We start from the raw sequence: 15393 nt of genomic DNA on the forward strand, positions 1-15393 counted from the left end.
CGATTACTTGCGTGACAAGGGTTTGAAGACGTCGGATTGTGGTTGCAGACTGCTACAGCAGCGAGGATTGCGACGTCACCGAACCGGGGTTCGTATAGAACCGTTCCACCGGTGCGAGCCGGAGCAGGTCTTTGGCCTCGTCGAGCGACCCGTGCAACCACTGCTCGATATCGCCTGACTCGATAGAGATCACTGACCGCTTGTCCTGCTGATCTGCGGGCAAGCACGGATCGGATTTGTGCATGCGTCGCATCAGCGGGTGATGATCGGCGTTGACGGTGAGCATGGTGTAGCTCTCATGAACTTCGCCGGAGGATTTGTCGATCCAGGTGTTCCATAGTCCAGCCAGGCCCCATGGCTGACCGTCGGCCCTCCTGAAGCGCCACCAGACGTTCTTGCCAGTCTCCCAGCAGGGTTCATCAAACGACCTGGCCGGAATTATGCAGCGCTGACCACGGGCCCAGGGCTGCTTGAATGCTGCCTTCGCGGCCAACTCCTCGCTGCGTGCATTGTTGGTGCTGTACTGCAGCTTAGCCGTCTTGGAGAACCATGGGATCAGGCCCCACTGGCCAGCCACCAGCTCACGCCGATACCCCGCATCGTGTGCAGCTCTGCGGATGAAAACCCCCTTGCCGCGTGGAAACACGACCTCATTCCACCAGCGCCCGGGCTGGTCTCGCCCGACATGCCAAGTGCGCTCGATTTCGCGCTCCTCGGGGGTTTCATAGCGATTGCACATGTCGCAAGGGTATAGCCGATGCCCGTTCGTCGCGGCCGAGTTTTGCCTCGATTGGTACGCAACGTCGTTGGCGAGCAAGACGGAGGCAGGCCTGATGGGGATTTTACGATACGACCTCCTAACGATACGACCTCCTAACGAAAGCAAAAAAGACTTCTATATCGCATCTGTATCGCATACCATATATGTAGCAATATTAAAGGATATGATATGATACGTCCAGGAATCACCGCCGCTCACGTCGCAGCAGCCGCCGAGGCGCTGCATGCCGAGGGTCAGCAGCCCACCATTCGCGGGGTGCGCGAGCGGCTTGGCGACACAGGGAGTCCGAACACCATCCAGAGGCACCTGGCCGCGTGGCGCAAGGCACGCCCAGTAGGATCACCAGCGCAGGAGCTACCGAAGGCGCTGGCCGCTGCCATCGCCGCCGAGCTGGCAGGCGCGACAACCGCAGCGCGTGAAGCCGCCCAGGCCGAAATCGACCAGGCACAGGCCGAGGCTGCGGAGTTGGCCGCAGCGGGCGAGGCGCTGGAGAACGAGCGTGACGAGCTGGCTGCGCAGGCGCAAGGGCTGCGCGGGGAGCGCGACACGCTCACGGGGCGAGTTGATGCCCTGCAGGCCGAGAACGAGCGCCTACGCGCTGCACTGGAGGCAGGTCGGGAGCAAGCACAGGCGGCGCAGCAGGCGGCAGCCGTCGCGCAGGCCCAAGTTCAGGCCGCGCTGGAGCGCGCCACGCGCGCCGAGACACTCGCCGCGCAGCAGGGGCAGGAGCTGGCCAAGGCCCAGCAGGAGGCCGCGCATCTGCGGGGCCGTCTGGAAGCTGTATGACGGTTGAAAAATCACTCAGGCGCTCACGCTGCCTCGCGTACAAGAAAGCAGGGGTGTGGCTCATGGACTTGGCCCGCCCGGCGGATCTGCAGCCAGAACTGTTCGACCCGGCCACCGCCGGCAACGAACGATTGATGGAAGTCGTCGATGCCACCAACCGCCGACATGGGCGTGGTGCGATCGGCCTTGGAGCCACGGGCTGGCAATCAACGTCCCATTGGGGGATGCGGCAGAAACACCTTTCGCCGTGTTTCACCACCGCCTTCAGTGACCTGCCAGTCGCATATTGCTGATGCTCCGGTCAACAGCCATAGCGCTTTGATCCATCTGGCAGCAATTGATACCGACCGCCCTTGGGCCCGGTGATGCAATCCGTGGCATCTGCCGACTTGGGGCGGTTGCTTTGCCGAAACTCCCATGGAGCCATAGGGGCCGCTGCGGTTCCCTGCGTGCTCCACAGCCCGACACGCGCCACGCGTGCTGCCTGCTCGGCAGCGCGAAATGCCGCATCTGTCTGGTACCTGGTGTAGGCCCAGGCCAAGCCTGCCTTGACTTGTTCCAGATTGGCGTCCTTGCCGCGGCATTCGACCCTGGCCACCGTGCGGCCATAGTGATCCGTGGCTGTCGGCCTGATCGTCGCATCCGCCTTGAAGCATAGATCGGACAGGTGGCGCTTGCTGCGCTGGCCGAAGGCCTGGCGGCTCTCTGGCGCATCGATCTCGGCGAGGCGCACGCATACTTGCTGATAGGGATGGGCTGGATTAGCTGCGGGGCAGCGGGCCGTCAGGGTATCGCCGTCGGATACTCCGACGATCAGGCAAAGCAGGGCGGCAAGCATGCGCGATTGACTTCAATAAGGGACGCTGAGGATACTGGCATGCCGGAAACCTCCATGGGTTCTTGGGCCTTCCAACAACGTTGAACAACGAGGTGGGGCCAATGATCCAGCAACGCTGCTCAGCATCGGCATGGATGGACGCGTTCCTTGATGAGCGCATGCATCTGCATGGCCTGACGTTTTCGTCAATCCACACCATACGGATCGAACTCAATGGTTGGCTGCGCTGGCTCAATGCCAGGGGTGTTGCGTGGGATGGGGTCACACCCTCGGACATCCGGCTATGGCTGGGGCATTATCGAGAGTATGCCGACGCGACGATGCAAAAAAAGACCGCGATTCTGCGCAGCCTGTACAGGTGGGCGCGGGAGCACGAGCTGGTCGAGTCCGACCCCTGGCAGACGATTGTTCGCCCGCGCACCAACAGACCTTGGAGCCCACGTTTCACACCCTCCATCCGTGCCGTGGATCATCTGCTTGCGCAACCCGACCTTGCCACCATGATCGGGGTGCGCGATCGCGCGATCCTGGAACTGTTGTATGCGACCGGTCTGCGTGCGGCCGAGTTACTGAGCCTAGCCTGCCATCAGGTCGCCCTCGGAGACTCCGACCGGATCATTGCGGTGATGGGCAAAGGCCAGAAGGAACGCATCGTGATTTACGGCCAGACAACACAGACATGGCTGCGCTACTACCTGCGGGTGGCAAGGCCCCAACTGCTCACCAGGGTTGGAATCTCGCCTGACCGGACACCGCAGTTCTTCGTTCATCCCAGGCCAACAGGGGGCCTGTCCTATCCGATCCTTCGCCTCATGATCCGAGGCTATGCAGACGCTGCCGGGTTACCCCTGTTGACCGCTCATTCGCTGCGCCATGCATTTGCCACCCATCTCTACCAGGGCGGCGCCAACCTGAGGGTCATCCAGGAACTGCTCGGCCATAGCCATCTGGCAACGACCTGCATCTATGCCCGGCCAGCGCCAGATTTGATGCGGGCATTCATTGAGCGCTTTCATCCGCGCGGTATCCACTACGATCGATCTCAACGTGGCCAACCCCGGGACGCGCTTATCCGCCCCGTCACATCGTTGCGACCCGTCCAGAAAGATCACCCCGCTTTGTTTGATCGCTGGCTTGTCAAAACAGCGACATGATCACGAACACCATGCAGACCACGATCAACCCCCGCTTCATGTACAGCAGCAGATCGGCCGTGGCGATCACACCCCTGGCGTAGCGTTGCCAGACACCCAGCATCGCGCTGCCGACCACAAGCAGGGTGACCACCACCAGCAGCATCTGGTTGATGGAGCGCAGCTTTGCCATGCTGATGCCAGAGCCCGACTGGAAGCCCGCCGCGATGGCCGCGTTCATGCTCATGCACCCGCCGCTGCCGTCGCGCACGCAACTCGACGGCGTCCAGGACGGGTTGTAGTTTGTCCCGGTTCCCGCTATGGGGGGCGAACCCGGACTGGGCGCTGGGCCGGAGCTGCCGCCCGTCATCTTGTCAGCCATGGTGCAGATCGTCGTGCCGTTGATGTCGGCAAATCCCGTGCATTTGCCCGAGTTGATCATCGTCTGGCAATTGCCGACGCCGAGCTGCACACAGGACAGAACCAGGTTGCCATCGACCGTGCGGCCGTCGAACTTACCCAGCGCGACCAGCGACGCGGGCGGCTTGGTGGCCAGCATCTGCGTGGTCAGCTTCGACCAGGCGTCCACCTGCTGCTGCAGGCTCCAGGCCTGGAAAACCGCTGGCTTAACATCTGCAAAGTCCTTGATGTTTTGCGTGTTCAGCTGCAGCACGCCGTAGCAGCAGGAGCCGTTGTAGATGCCAAGCTGGCCGCCGCTCTCGAACATGGCCAGGTTGCCCACGGCGTCCGCATTGGCCTTCAGCCACGCACTGGCATGCGGCGAGTTGCGCACAGCGGTCGCCACATCTGCCGCCGTGACGCGCTCGTCGGCATGGGCCTGACTGGCCACAATGAGTGCCGACAGAGCCAGCATGGCGGCGATCAGCCAGCGAAAGGGGGAGGGCAGGGCCGTCATGGGATCGCCTCGGCTGTCATTCAGGGCAACTTGATCGCCCGGTTGCATTCCGGCGCCGGCTTGCCGTACTGCACCACGCGCACATAGGCCATCCTGTTCTTCGCATCAAACGCGACCTGCTCGTAGTTGCGCGACTTGGGCTGGTCTTCTTCGTTGGATGTGATGTTGCAGTAGCGTGGGAAGTCCTGCTGCGTGGCCTGTCCCCCCGACAGGCTTTGGATCACAACGCGCATCGGGCATATGGCATAGATGGGGGTGTGGATGGCACTGCTGTTTGGCGGGTCTTCGCACTGCGGATAGGCCAGCGATGCGGCGCTCAGGATGGTGAAGATGTACCGATTGCCGCCCGCCTCGAAAGTGGTGATGTTCACAAAGGCCGGGTACTTCTTGTCGCCATCGCGCGCCGGGAAGCTCTTGAGCGTCGGCCCCCAGATCGCGGCGGCGAGCTTTCTGGATTCGGGCGTGCCCTCATAGCCTGAATAGCTGTAATCGAAGGCCAGCATATCCATGGTTTGCCACTGCAGGCCCTTCGGGAACTCCACCTTCTTGCCCTGGGCCTGGACGCCCACGGCCAGTGACAGGCCCAGGGCAAGGACGGAAACTGTCTTGCGAAACTGCATGTTCATCACTCCTGCTGCGTCTTTACTGCGCCGCTATTGGGCCTTGCCACTGGCATCGAGCTCGGCCACGAACTGCTCGGGCGGGGTGGCTCCCACCAGGCGCTTGCCATTGCCAAGGAATACCGTGGGCGTGTTCTGGATGCGGTGTTTTTCACCGAACTTGAGGATTTCCACCAGGCCCGACACGTCGCAGTCCTGGGTGCCGGTCGGGCGCCGGCCGGCCATGATGGCCTTCCAGGTGCCGGCCCGGTCGGGTGAGCACCAGGCCGTGCGCGCCAGCGCCTGCGAGCTCGGGTCAATGACCGGGAACATGAAGCGGTACACGGTCACGTCATCGAGCTGATCAACGAACTTGGTGAACACCCTGCAGATGGGGCAGTTGGGATCTTCAAAGAGGGCGACCTTGCGGCTACCGTTGCCATGCACCTCCTTGATCGCATGCCTGAGCGGCAGGCTGGAGAACGGCACCGAGGTCAGCCGGTTCACGGTGTCCGCCGTCAGATCCTGCCGGGTCTGCATGTCCAGCATCGTGCCGCCGATGATGCCGAAGCGCCCGCTGGCGTCGGTGTAGAACACCTCACCGTCCGAAATCACCTGGTAGATGCCAGGGGCAGGCGTCGCCTGAATCTGATCGACCTTGACCTTGCCGCCTGTCAGGCGTTCGATGTTTGCCTTGATGGTGGCGGGCGACTGGGCCAGGGCGCTGCCGCTGGCAAACAGCGCCGCCAGCGCGATGGCAAGGATGGGACTGGGTTTCATGCAACGGGACTCCCTGTCAGTAGTCGAAGGCCCGCACGCCCTTGGCAGCGCGGCAGGTTTCGATGGTGTTGCGAATGAGCTGTGACACGTCCATCGCGTTGGGGATGGCGTTGATCAGCAGCGTGGGGCACGAGGCATCTGTCGTGTGCAGAGTGATCCGGCCTCGGCCAAAGATGGTTTGCATCAGCGTGCTGCCGATGGACATGTCCTTGACTCGGTACAGCTCCAGGGACTCCACCCGTTTGACGATGATCCCGGACTCCACAAGCAGCCGCTGGTCGGTCAGTGTGTAGCGGTGATTCGCCGTGGCCAGGTAGCGGTACAAGGCCCAGGCCACTGGAAACAGCAGCCAGAAGCAGAACAGGGCAAACACAAACACCCCGGCGTTCACCACCTGTCCCTCCGAGGCCGACCACAGCACATGCACCTCGGGCATCGCGTTGATACCGGAGTGAACCGGCATCGCCGCTGACTCCAGGGCCGACCTGCCCGCTGGTGCTGCTGAAGTAGGGTCTGTGTGCATGGAGTCAGAATAGAAGGGCGGTTGAAGGCTGTCAGCACGCAAGCCTGGGTTACGTGACGGAGGGTAAGCGCTTGACGCTACCTGGAAAACATGCTATTCAAGGCGCGCGTCATCTTTGTAGTTTTCGGCCTCTCGCTGGAGCGCTATGCGTAGCGCTTCGTCCTCGCTCGTAGCCTCGACCCGCATGTAGTCGTCGCTCATCCAGGTGTGGGCCGCACCTTCTTCGACGGATTGCACCGTGCCATCGGGCCACACCCGGTAGCTGCCCGTGGCCTCGGGATCGCCCATGCACGGGGCAGGCCGTGAACCGATCGGTGTTGTTGCTGAGTGGCTCATGGCAATTGACGGACAGGAGTTGTCCCATTCATCATGGGATGCAGGGGAACGAACCACAGGAGAGAGAAATGAACCATGTTGACTACCTCAAGCGGCTGGGCCTGCAAGGCGGCAGGCTGGTGTGGCGCGTGCTCATGATCCTGGGGCCGGTGATGGGCGCTGCGTTGTGGCAGGTGGTACGTGCGGGAGCGAGCGCGTATGCCGAGCAAGAAGAACGAAATCCAATAATTAGTTCTCGTCTTGAAGCTGTTGATGCACTGAACGAAGGAAAGATCGGAGCTGCTGAGATGGCTTACTATGAAGAGGTTTATGGAGACTGAAGTCATCTGACCTTGCCCTTCGTTGCAATCGAAGTGGACGCACTTGCGCTGTTTTTAGCGTGGCCCTCGGTCTGCCGTGCTATGTCGGTCAACTGTCCACCAACGTGCAAACCGATCCACCCCATCATTGCCGTCCATATCAACGGCAACCCAATGAACAAGGTCAACAACAGGATATTCAGAATCATCCGTTTGTAGCCCTGGGGAGTTGAGCCACTGGCCAGGTGCGTCAACTCCTGAAGCAGGATGTTCCCTTGGCCGCCTGGGTACATGGAGTCGATCAAGCGTGCATCTACCCACTGCGCGATGAACCACATTGCGGCCCAGAGCTTGACGGTAAAGATCGCCACGGCCCCGTAAAACATCGCTTTCAGGTCGAAGCCGCTCAGGAACACCACCAGCGGCAGGAACATATAGATGCCCATGAGCACCAGCGCCTGCATCATCGGCAACGCCGTGATGAGGGGCGTGAAGGCCACACCCGCAACCGCTGCGGCCGAGCCAACACCAATGGTGCTCAGGGCGCCCCCGGCGATGCGCCCAATGCTGGTCGCCACGTCATAGTCCGACCCGGAAATCCGATCCTGATCGACAAAGCTGGGATTGGCCTTGGCCTGTGCCAGCCTGGCAAAGGAGTCCTTACGCTGGTCATTGCTGCCCCAGGTCATGGCGCTGGCACCGACGTTCAGCAGCTGCTGCCACGTTGATGAGTGAGAAATCATCTGCTCGCGCACGCCCTGCGTGGAATCCTCCCACCACTCCTTGCAGGTGGGGCGCCCCCAGGCGGGATTGATCACGCCGGGATTGGGCGGCGGCAGGCCGCTGCTGGGGTTGTAGTAGTCCGTGTCCCGCGTGAAATCCACCGCGAACCCAGGCACCGGGTTGTAGCTGCGCATATGGGCATAGAACCCCGGCTCGGTGCGAAACAGCTGGCTTCCCATCCAGTCCACGTCGGTCGGGCCATAGGGCTTGTTGGTGGGGTCAAGGATGGTCTGGCCCGTGGGGGAAATATCCCCCGCGGTCAGTGTCAGGTAGCGGCTGCGCGCCGGAATGAAGCACTCGCTGTAGAAGCGCTGAACGGAGTTGAGCACCTTCGGGTCTTCAATGGTGGCGGTGCGCGCCAGGTCTTCGACCATGCGGATCGAATTGCCGGAATTGTTCAGGCCGTTGCGCACGGCGTTGTTCACGCCCGAGCTGATGGCCATCACCGAATACCACCAGGCGGGCACATAGGACAGATTGCCGGTTCCGCTCATCGAACCATCGACACTGTCATGCATGGCGCTGTCGAAGCCCGAGCCCGTGCCACCGTCGCGCGAGCCCTGCACCGGGCTGGGCGCCAGCGGCGTGGCCGGCGGCATATAGGCCAGGTTGGTGTGGTGCAGCGAGGTGATGGGCGTGGTCGCAAAACATACCGACATCACGAACAGCGCCAGGATCAGGCGCGTCATTGCGCGCTCCAGCAGGGCCAGCACGCCCGAACTCTCCAGACCCTGCTCCTTGGCCTCGCGCCAGCTCTGGAAGATGATGATGGCAAACGGGATGATCACCAGGCCAGTGCCGGTGATGACTTCGCCAATGATGTTGGCGAAGGCCCAGCCGTACATGGTGGTGAAGATTTCCAGGTAGCTGTCGAGCTGCATGATGGTTGCCTTTCTTCATTCACGGGCGATGCCTGCCGGCCTCACCCTCCCAAGCCCAGGTAGCGCCACAGGGTCGTCGGCCCTATGGGCACCAGCAGCAGGTAGGCCACGCCCAGCGCCAGCACGGCCGGGCGCAGCCGCAGCACGCGGGCCAGCTCGTGGCTCTTGACGATGTTGCGGGCATGGCCCCAGGCCACGATGCGCTGCCACCAGATGCCGATGGCCGCCAGCGCCAGGCATTGCACGAACAGGCCCCAGCGCTTTATGCTGGCCGCCAGCTGCAGCCAGTCCTGCAGGGTCTGCTGGCTGACCTGGGAGCGTGCGGCCAGCGAGGCCAGCAAGGCCGCGACCAGCACACAGATCAGAACGAGCAGCGCCAGGCGCAGCACCAGCCGTCCGATGCCGCGCGCCTGCTGTGCGCGAGACTTCGTGCTGTCGGCCCGGAGCGGTGTCCGCTCGCTCTTGGGCGACTCGGGAGGTGGTGTGTGCTGCGTCATGTTCCGCTCCAGGCTCATGGCTTGACGCGGCCGTTGTCCAGCGGTGCCGGATCGGGCCTGCGGCCGTCCGGTACACGCATGGCCTGGGTGTCGGCCTGCAGCTGGCCGCCCATGATGGCCAGCGCCGTCTCGGCGGTCAGCTCCTTGCGGACTCGGGACTCGTACATCAGATCGTCGATGTAGCGCGTCAGGCGGTTGATGGTGTCCTGGGTGTCGCGCATGGCATCGCCCGCGGCCGTGACCTCGGGCAGGCTGATGCCGGTCAGCAGCGCCGCACGGGCCACGAGGGCCTTGTCGATCACGCGGTGCATGGCCAGCTCCTGGGACAGGCGATTCACGGCGATGCTGCGCGTCTCCAACGGCAGGCGGCGCAGCGCATCGAGCAGTTGCGGGCTCACGGCCATGCCGGGCGCGGCGATGTTCTGCAACTCGGCATAGGTGGCGGGCGTGCCCGCGCCCGTGCCCGAACTGGCGAGGACGTTCAGCTTCGGCGCCACCAGGTTGAACTCGTCCTCGTACTTGGGGCCCAGGCCAGCGGCCGTGGTCACGGTGGTCGGAGTGGGACAGCCGGGTGTCCCTTCCGTGCAGGTGTAGATGCGCTTGTCGCCCAGCACCTCGGTGGTGAACTTGGCCAGGTCGTTGGGCGTTGGGAAGGCCCGTACCAGGCGCGCATCCTTTTCCAGGGCACTTGCGGAATAGTTGGTGGTAGGCGATGCCGTGGCCGGCTTGTTCAGCGTGACGTTGTAGCCCGCAATCGAGATGTCATGGATGGGAGAGATGGGCTTGGAAGAGGCGCCGCCGGCAAGCCCGCCGAACCAGGGTATGCCGCGGATATGGGCCTCGTTGTTCTTGGTCAGGTCGAGCTTGGCCTGCACCACGTCACCTCCGGCCGTGGCCTTGATCTTCCACAGGTCGCCCTGGGCTATCTTCACCCAGTCCTCATAGGGATTCTGCCCCTGGCGGATGACGGCCTCCATCTCTTCGCAGGTCTTGAGCGCGGCACCGATCATGGTGTCGGCCTTGAGCGAGTAGTTCTGGAACAGCTGGTACAGGCCCGGTTGGGCACGTTGCAGCACATACAGCGGCAGCGAGGCAATGCCGGCCTTCACCGCGTTGCTGACCTGCGTGCCCAGGCTGCTGAAGCCGTTCATCAGGTTCGACCAGGACAGGCCGATGTCGAACTTCCCGCAGGAGTAGTTCAGGCGCAGATTGCCCTGTATGCCCAGGGTGTTCGCCAGCTGCCCGCGGTAGGCCGCAGCGCCACCCGGCGAGCCGCCACCCATGCGGTAGTAGAGCGATGAATTGTTCACCGGCTGGGCCTGGGCCGGAGCATGGCACAGCAGGGCGCCCATGACGGCCGCCGACAGCAGGCGCAGGGCTGAGAGATGGGTGTGTGACAAAGCAGGCATTGCCTTACTCCGTGGTCAGGGAACCGTAAAAAGATAGATGCCACGGCGCTGGCAGCAGTCGTAGTTGTGCCAGAGGTTCCAGACATAGCCGTCCGTGGAACTGGTCTTGAAGTCGCCGAATGAGGCCAGTGACAACGAGTCGTTGTCACCGAACTCGATGCAGGAGGTGCTGGAGGGCGACAGCATCTGCCAGCGCCTGCCACTGAACTGCGAGAAATACTTGAAACCACCGCCAGGCGACAGCGGCGTGTAGATATGCGGCTGCGCGCTTCGGGTGATGATGGATGCCACCCGTTCGGCATACACCGCCGAGGCCTTGACCGGGTGCGACTGCACCAGCTTGCCGGTGCGCGGATAGCGCCCGCCCCAGGTGCTGAGCGCGGGCGACTTGCTGACCTCCTGCATCGTGGGAATCCAGCTCGCCGGGTACAGCATTTCCACGGGAATCAGCTCGCGCCAGAACAGCGAATCCAGATCCGACTGGAAATGCAGCGTGAAGGCCGATGCCGAGCCGGGGCAGAACAGCGAGCCGAGCGGGTAGCCGCCACCGCTGGCGCCCTGGGCTATCTGCATGACGGTCTGCAGCGGCCCCAGATCCACCCCCGTCAACTTGGAAACCGTGATGCCCAGATCGCCCAGCTTCATGCCCGCGTTCATGAGGCTGCCGACATTGCCGATGGCCGACTGCAGCTTGCCGAGATAGCCGGGAACGGCGGCAATCTTGCCCAGAATGTCGGAAGGCGCCTTGGCCAGGCTGGCGGCGCCGGCCAGGACGTTGTTGGTGAGCGTCCCCGGCACGGACAGCCATTGCTGCTGGATGTTGGGCAGCTCCTGATAGGGGAATTTCATCAGCTCGCTGACTCCCGGCACGCCAAAGGCACCTGGCAGGCTGGGCAGGGTGCCGCTGGCGAGCGTGGCCAGGATCATGCCTGCAGGGTTGCCGATGGCGTCCACGCTCTTGAACGTGGCCATTTCCCGGTGCTCGCGCGCCGAGCTGGAGGAAGAATCGACCGGCATGCCCATCATCGCCGAGCCCACGGCACTCATGGTCGCCGCCAGTGGCTTGCCGATGTCCAGCCAGGGGTGGGTCAGCGGCTCGTGGTAGCTGCTGACAATCGCATCGGGCACATAGTGGCTGATGCGTATCGACGTGCGAATCGTGCAGCCCTTGAGGGTGCAGTACAGGAAGAAGCAAATGCCCTTGACCTGGTAACTGAGGCAGCTGGGCATGGCGGCGATGGTCTTGGTGAGGATCATCGGCGTGGTGATGGTGTCTGCCCGTGCAGGCAAGGCCATGGAACAGGCCAGGGCCAACACCAATGGGGCCAGCAGGCAGCGACGGGCCAGCTGCTGCAATGCCGTGCAGATCATCATGGCTTGCCTCCCGGCTGGCGGCGCGCCAGCTCCAGGGCCTGCTGCACGTCCGTGATGCCATAGACCACGGTCTTGCGGTTGATGACGATGGCCGGAATGCGGCTGAGCCGGTAGTTGGCGGCCAGGGTGAGGCCCTGGGCGGCCGATTCCACCTGCGGCTGCACCTGGCGGCGGATGCGCGCCTCGTTGGCGGCTATCCACTGCTGCGCCTCGGCCTCGGTCTGGGGCAGGTTCTGGTTGATGGCGGCCTCGATGTTGCGCATGGCATCGAGCCGGTACACCTTGAGCTGGTAGGGCAGGGCGGGCGAGGGCTCGGGCGTCACCAGCATCGCCGAGTTGGCGAACACCTCCACCGTCATGACCGCAGCCGCGCCGCCCTGGGCGTGGGCGGCGCCGGCCAGCAGCAGGGCGGCGAGCGTGCATGCGAGCCGGTGGTGGCGGGTCATGAGCGTGTCCTCGCCAGTTCACGCGCCACCATCATGGCGGCCTGCATCTCGGTGCAGCCATGCTGCTCCATGAGACGCTTGCGCTGGGCTTTTTCGTGGCCCTCGGTCATAGCCAGGGCAATCGGCAGGGCCGGGGGCACGTTCCTGAACAGGAACTGGCCGGTCGCGGAAATCATCACCCCTTCGGTGTACTTGGGCGGCTCCTTGCGCGCCGATTCCATCAGCTTGCGCTGCTCGGGCGTCAGAGTTCGGAAGCGCGTGACCTCCTCGATCTCCGACTTGTCCATGGTCAGTAGCATCCAGTATTCGCACATGGACAGCACGCGATCCATGCTGCCGGGGAAGTCCTTCAGGTTCTGCGTCGCCAGCCAGAACCAGATGTTCAGCTTGCGCCACATCTTCGTGCCCTTGGCAATCTTCGGGCCGAGCAGGTCGTTGGTCGTGATCAGGTGGCCCTCGTCGGTGAGGAAGATGATGGGCCTGTCCTCGGCCACGAAGCGCTCACCACGCGACTGCACCGAATCGAGCAGGCTGGTGTAGGCCACGGCCAGGGCGTCGCCATAGCCGTCCTGGGTCAGCGTGCCCATTTCCACCAAGGTCACGTCGGCGTCCGGCCAGTCCTGGCCCTCGCGGTTGAACAGCTTGCCGCGCAGGCCCTGGGTGAAGCTCATCATGGACTGGCCCATTTCCTCGGCACGGATCTGGCGCGGCCCGGACAGCGTGGCGTCCTTGTGCATGCCCATGAGCTCGATGGCCACGTCATGCGCGAGCGGGTGCGGCCGGCCTTCCTCGCGGGCGCGCGAGGCCGCACGGATGATGGCGCGCGAGATCAGATAGCGGTCGGCGCGGCCCATGCGCGCCGTCTCGCTGCTCTCGCCACCCGTGATCATCATGATGGCGGCTATCAGCATCTCACCGAGCAGGTCGCGCTTGTCCGTGGCGGCCTGGTCGTCCTCGCCCTCGGATTGCTCCGTGTCTGGATTCATTGCCGCTCCGGGCTGCGCCGCGTCGCTGTCGCCCAGCAGCGCGTCCATGACCGGTGCGTCGGGCAGGCCGGCGTTGATGCGCGCCTGGCGCTCGGCCGCATCGAAGGAGGTCATGATGTCCGCGTCATCGAGCAGCCGGTTGGCATGCACGAAGGGCGGCAGCGACACGTCGGCCTCGCTGCTCAGCGTCACCGAATGGGTGGACAGGCCCATGGTGCGGAAATAGTCCAGCAGCAGGCCGAAAGAGCGCCCGGCATCGACGATCACCAGACGCGGCCGGTGGATGGCCATCATCATCATCGCCAGGTAATTCAGCGTGGCCGATTTGCCGGCCCCGGTAGGCCCGAGCACCAGCATATGGGCGTTCTTCTTGCGGTCATGCTTGTTCAGCGGGTCGATCCAGATCGGCTCGCCGCCCCGATTCCAGAACCAGAAGCCCGGATGGTTGGTGCCGCGCGCCCGCCCATAGACCGGCAGCAGCGCCGCGATCTGCGAGGCGAAGGTCAGGCGCGAGCGGCGCAGGGCGCGGTTGTCGAAGGCGGGATCAAAGTTGAACGGCAGGCCGCGCATGAAGCCGTCCAGCGGCACCAGATCCTGGCGCGGATGGATGAAGCGCAGGCCGGTGGGCACCAGCAGGGCATTCGTCTGGGATACCGCCGTCTCCAGGGCTTCGCGGTTCGGCCCGGTCACGTACAGCGTGACCATCATCGGAAACAGCTTGTCGCCCTCGACCATGCGGTGCAACACCAGCTCGCATTCGCGGTGTGTCTCCATGGCCAGGGCATTGCGCGCACGCGAGGAATCCCGGATGCGCTCGATATGGCGCTCCAGCTTGTATTGCGGCTCCACCGTGATCGAGATCGACAGCATGGAGCCGGCCGGCAGGCGGTCAAAGCGTGCGAAGGCCTCGTTGCCGCTTTGCAGCTCCGCGGAGAAATGCCCGATCTGCGGCGATGAGCGCATGGACTGCAGTACCAGCGCCTTCACCGGCACGCCATCGAACTCGAACAGGCCATCCTCCACGTCCGAACAGGGCTCCGACAGGGTGAGCAGCTCGGCCATGTCCCAGCCAAAGATGGGGGCCGCAGCGGCGCCGGCCATGCTGCCGGTCTGCCCGGCCTGCTGGGGATCGTCGCCGGGGTAGGGCGCCAGGCGCATCAGGCCCGCATCGCTCTGCGCCCAGGGCACATCGCGGTTGAAGAAGGGCAGCAGCCATTCATAGAGGTCGCGCCCGTTGCAACGGCGTGCTTTCACCCCGGCCTCGCTGAGCGTGGCGGTCAAGGTCACGGCGACGGCCTCGATCTGCGTAGTGGCAGGCGAGGGGTCTTCGGCCAGCGAGGCAAAGCGCTTGTAGAGACAGCAGCGCACGCGCCGCTGCTGGCCGCGCCAGACCTGGCCGGTCACCTGGGTGTCGGTGAACAGGCCCTGCGGGCGCGATGCCAGGTCGATATGTTCGGCCACCTCGGACAGCACCGAGCGCGTGAACGGGGACTGCAGGACGTTGCTGGCCCGCTCCGGGTAGCGGCCGTGCTGCTCCGCGATGTAGTCGCGCAGCGCGCCATTGAGGCCATCGATGTTGCGGTCATCGTTGAGGAAGAACTGCACGATCCAGGGCGAGGCATCGGACTCGGGCAGAGCCTGCAGCGCTTCCTGCACCTTGTTGGCATGATCGACCAGGAAGTCCAGTGCCTGCGCCTCCGTGGGCACGGCGGTCAGCTCGAAGAATACGCCCAGGGTGGAACCATCCTTGAGCACAAAAACCTGCTCGTCGCCGTCATAGGACACATAGGGCAGCATGTCCGTGAACGATGGCGGGCGCATCGCCATGCGGCGGCGTTGCCCCACGGTTTCGCCACGCCCCGGCTTGCCGCTGCGCTGCTGGCTGTCGCCGCTGTCGCGCTCCTGCCGGGTCTGACGGCCGCGCGTCCTGGCATCGCCCTGCGCACCGCTGCCGGTGGATGCGCGCCGCGCACCCAGGCCGAACAGTCCAAGGCCGAGTTTCTGTATCAGTTCCATGCAAGTCTCC

The 15393-nt window shown here is 63.9% G+C and carries 17 protein-coding genes; 4 read left to right on the forward strand and 13 right to left on the reverse strand.

Annotation, left to right across the window (positions count from 1 at the left end; genetic code table 11):
- Nucleotides 1-52: 52 nt before the first annotated feature.
- On the reverse strand, nucleotides 53-739 hold the full coding sequence (locus tag QY917_RS05245) for an SOS response-associated peptidase (protein ID WP_123676666.1): 687 nt from the start codon (nucleotides 737-739) through the stop codon (nucleotides 53-55).
- A gap of 210 nt (nucleotides 740-949) precedes the next feature.
- On the opposite strand from QY917_RS05245, the gene QY917_RS05250 reads away from it, so the two are divergent.
- Both QY917_RS05250 and QY917_RS05255 read left to right on the forward strand, forming a co-directional pair.
- Nucleotides 950-1567 (forward strand): DNA-binding protein, encoded by a 618-nt coding sequence (locus QY917_RS05250; protein ID WP_123676667.1) that lies wholly within the window; start codon nucleotides 950-952, stop codon nucleotides 1565-1567.
- Complete coding sequence (locus tag QY917_RS05255; protein WP_123676668.1) at nucleotides 1564-1860, forward strand: DUF4113 domain-containing protein; 297 nt, start codon at nucleotides 1564-1566, stop codon at nucleotides 1858-1860. Before QY917_RS05250 ends, QY917_RS05255 begins: the two co-directional genes overlap by 4 nt.
- A gap of 8 nt (nucleotides 1861-1868) precedes the next feature.
- Here QY917_RS05255 and QY917_RS05260 read toward each other — a convergent pair whose 3' ends face one another.
- Nucleotides 1869-2405: a thermonuclease family protein gene (locus QY917_RS05260; RefSeq protein ID WP_123676669.1), complete on the reverse strand. Its 537-nt coding sequence runs from the start codon at nucleotides 2403-2405 to the stop codon at nucleotides 1869-1871.
- Nucleotides 2406-2506: 101 nt separating this feature from the next.
- Here QY917_RS05260 and QY917_RS05265 point away from each other — a divergent pair, with 101 nt between their 5' ends.
- The gene (locus tag QY917_RS05265; RefSeq protein WP_123676670.1) at nucleotides 2507-3559 is read left to right on the forward strand and encodes a tyrosine-type recombinase/integrase; all 1053 of its coding nucleotides are present in this window, start codon (nucleotides 2507-2509) and stop codon (nucleotides 3557-3559) included.
- Here QY917_RS05265 and QY917_RS05270 read toward each other — a convergent pair.
- The 5 genes from QY917_RS05270 to QY917_RS05290 all read right to left on the reverse strand — a co-directional run bounded on the left by QY917_RS05270 (nucleotide 3543) and on the right by QY917_RS05290 (nucleotide 6644).
- On the reverse strand, nucleotides 3543-4454 hold the full coding sequence (locus tag QY917_RS05270; RefSeq protein ID WP_123676671.1) for a DUF3262 family protein: 912 nt from the start codon (nucleotides 4452-4454) through the stop codon (nucleotides 3543-3545). The two genes, QY917_RS05265 and QY917_RS05270, sit on opposite strands and share 17 nt — an antisense overlap.
- A gap of 20 nt (nucleotides 4455-4474) precedes the next feature.
- Nucleotides 4475-5074 carry a hypothetical protein gene (locus QY917_RS05275; protein WP_148061020.1) on the reverse strand — a complete coding sequence of 200 codons (600 nt, stop codon included), beginning with the start codon at nucleotides 5072-5074 and terminating at the stop codon, nucleotides 4475-4477.
- Nucleotides 5075-5107: 33 nt separating this feature from the next.
- On the reverse strand, nucleotides 5108-5833 hold the full coding sequence (locus tag QY917_RS05280) for a DsbC family protein (RefSeq protein ID WP_123676673.1): 726 nt from the start codon (nucleotides 5831-5833) through the stop codon (nucleotides 5108-5110).
- Nucleotides 5834-5849: 16 nt separating this feature from the next.
- Nucleotides 5850-6296, reverse strand: a complete 447-nt coding sequence (locus QY917_RS05285) for a PH domain-containing protein (protein ID WP_123676674.1) — start codon at nucleotides 6294-6296, stop codon at nucleotides 5850-5852.
- Between the two features lie 153 nt (nucleotides 6297-6449).
- A complete protein-coding gene (locus tag QY917_RS05290) occupies nucleotides 6450-6644 on the reverse strand; it encodes a hypothetical protein (protein WP_123676675.1) in 195 nt (64 codons plus the stop codon).
- 116 nt (nucleotides 6645-6760) lie between these two features.
- On the opposite strand from QY917_RS05290, the gene QY917_RS05295 reads away from it, so the two are divergent.
- The gene (locus QY917_RS05295; RefSeq protein ID WP_148061021.1) at nucleotides 6761-7012 is read left to right on the forward strand and encodes a hypothetical protein; all 252 of its coding nucleotides are present in this window, start codon (nucleotides 6761-6763) and stop codon (nucleotides 7010-7012) included.
- A 2-nt stretch (nucleotides 7013-7014) separates the two neighbouring features.
- On the opposite strand, the gene QY917_RS05300 is transcribed toward QY917_RS05295, so the two are convergent.
- Genes QY917_RS05300 through QY917_RS05325 form a run of 6 tightly spaced genes read right to left on the reverse strand, consistent with a single transcriptional unit; the run spans nucleotide 7015 to nucleotide 15383 of the window.
- A complete protein-coding gene (locus tag QY917_RS05300; RefSeq protein ID WP_123676677.1) occupies nucleotides 7015-8655 on the reverse strand; it encodes a conjugal transfer protein TraG N-terminal domain-containing protein in 1641 nt (546 codons plus the stop codon).
- Nucleotides 8656-8696: 41 nt separating this feature from the next.
- A complete protein-coding gene (locus QY917_RS05305; RefSeq protein WP_148061022.1) occupies nucleotides 8697-9152 on the reverse strand; it encodes a hypothetical protein in 456 nt (151 codons plus the stop codon).
- 14 nt (nucleotides 9153-9166) lie between these two features.
- Entirely contained in the window at nucleotides 9167-10561 is a 1395-nt protein-coding gene (locus tag QY917_RS05310) for an integrating conjugative element protein (protein ID WP_123676679.1), read from the reverse strand.
- 15 nt (nucleotides 10562-10576) lie between these two features.
- Complete coding sequence (locus QY917_RS05315) at nucleotides 10577-11935, reverse strand: TraU family protein (RefSeq protein WP_302078907.1); 1359 nt, start codon at nucleotides 11933-11935, stop codon at nucleotides 10577-10579.
- Nucleotides 11932-12381 (reverse strand): TIGR03757 family integrating conjugative element protein, encoded by a 450-nt coding sequence (locus QY917_RS05320; RefSeq protein WP_123676680.1) that lies wholly within the window; start codon nucleotides 12379-12381, stop codon nucleotides 11932-11934. Before QY917_RS05320 ends, QY917_RS05315 begins: the two co-directional genes overlap by 4 nt.
- On the reverse strand, nucleotides 12378-15383 hold the full coding sequence (locus QY917_RS05325) for a conjugative transfer ATPase (RefSeq protein WP_123676681.1): 3006 nt from the start codon (nucleotides 15381-15383) through the stop codon (nucleotides 12378-12380). The genes QY917_RS05320 and QY917_RS05325 overlap by 4 nt, the downstream gene beginning before the upstream one ends.
- Between the last annotated feature and the right edge of the window lie 10 nt (nucleotides 15384-15393).

Origin of the sequence: Diaphorobacter sp. C33 (assembly GCF_030503915.1) — a bacterium.
Lineage (GTDB): Bacteria > Pseudomonadota > Gammaproteobacteria > Burkholderiales > Burkholderiaceae_C > Diaphorobacter > Diaphorobacter nitroreducens.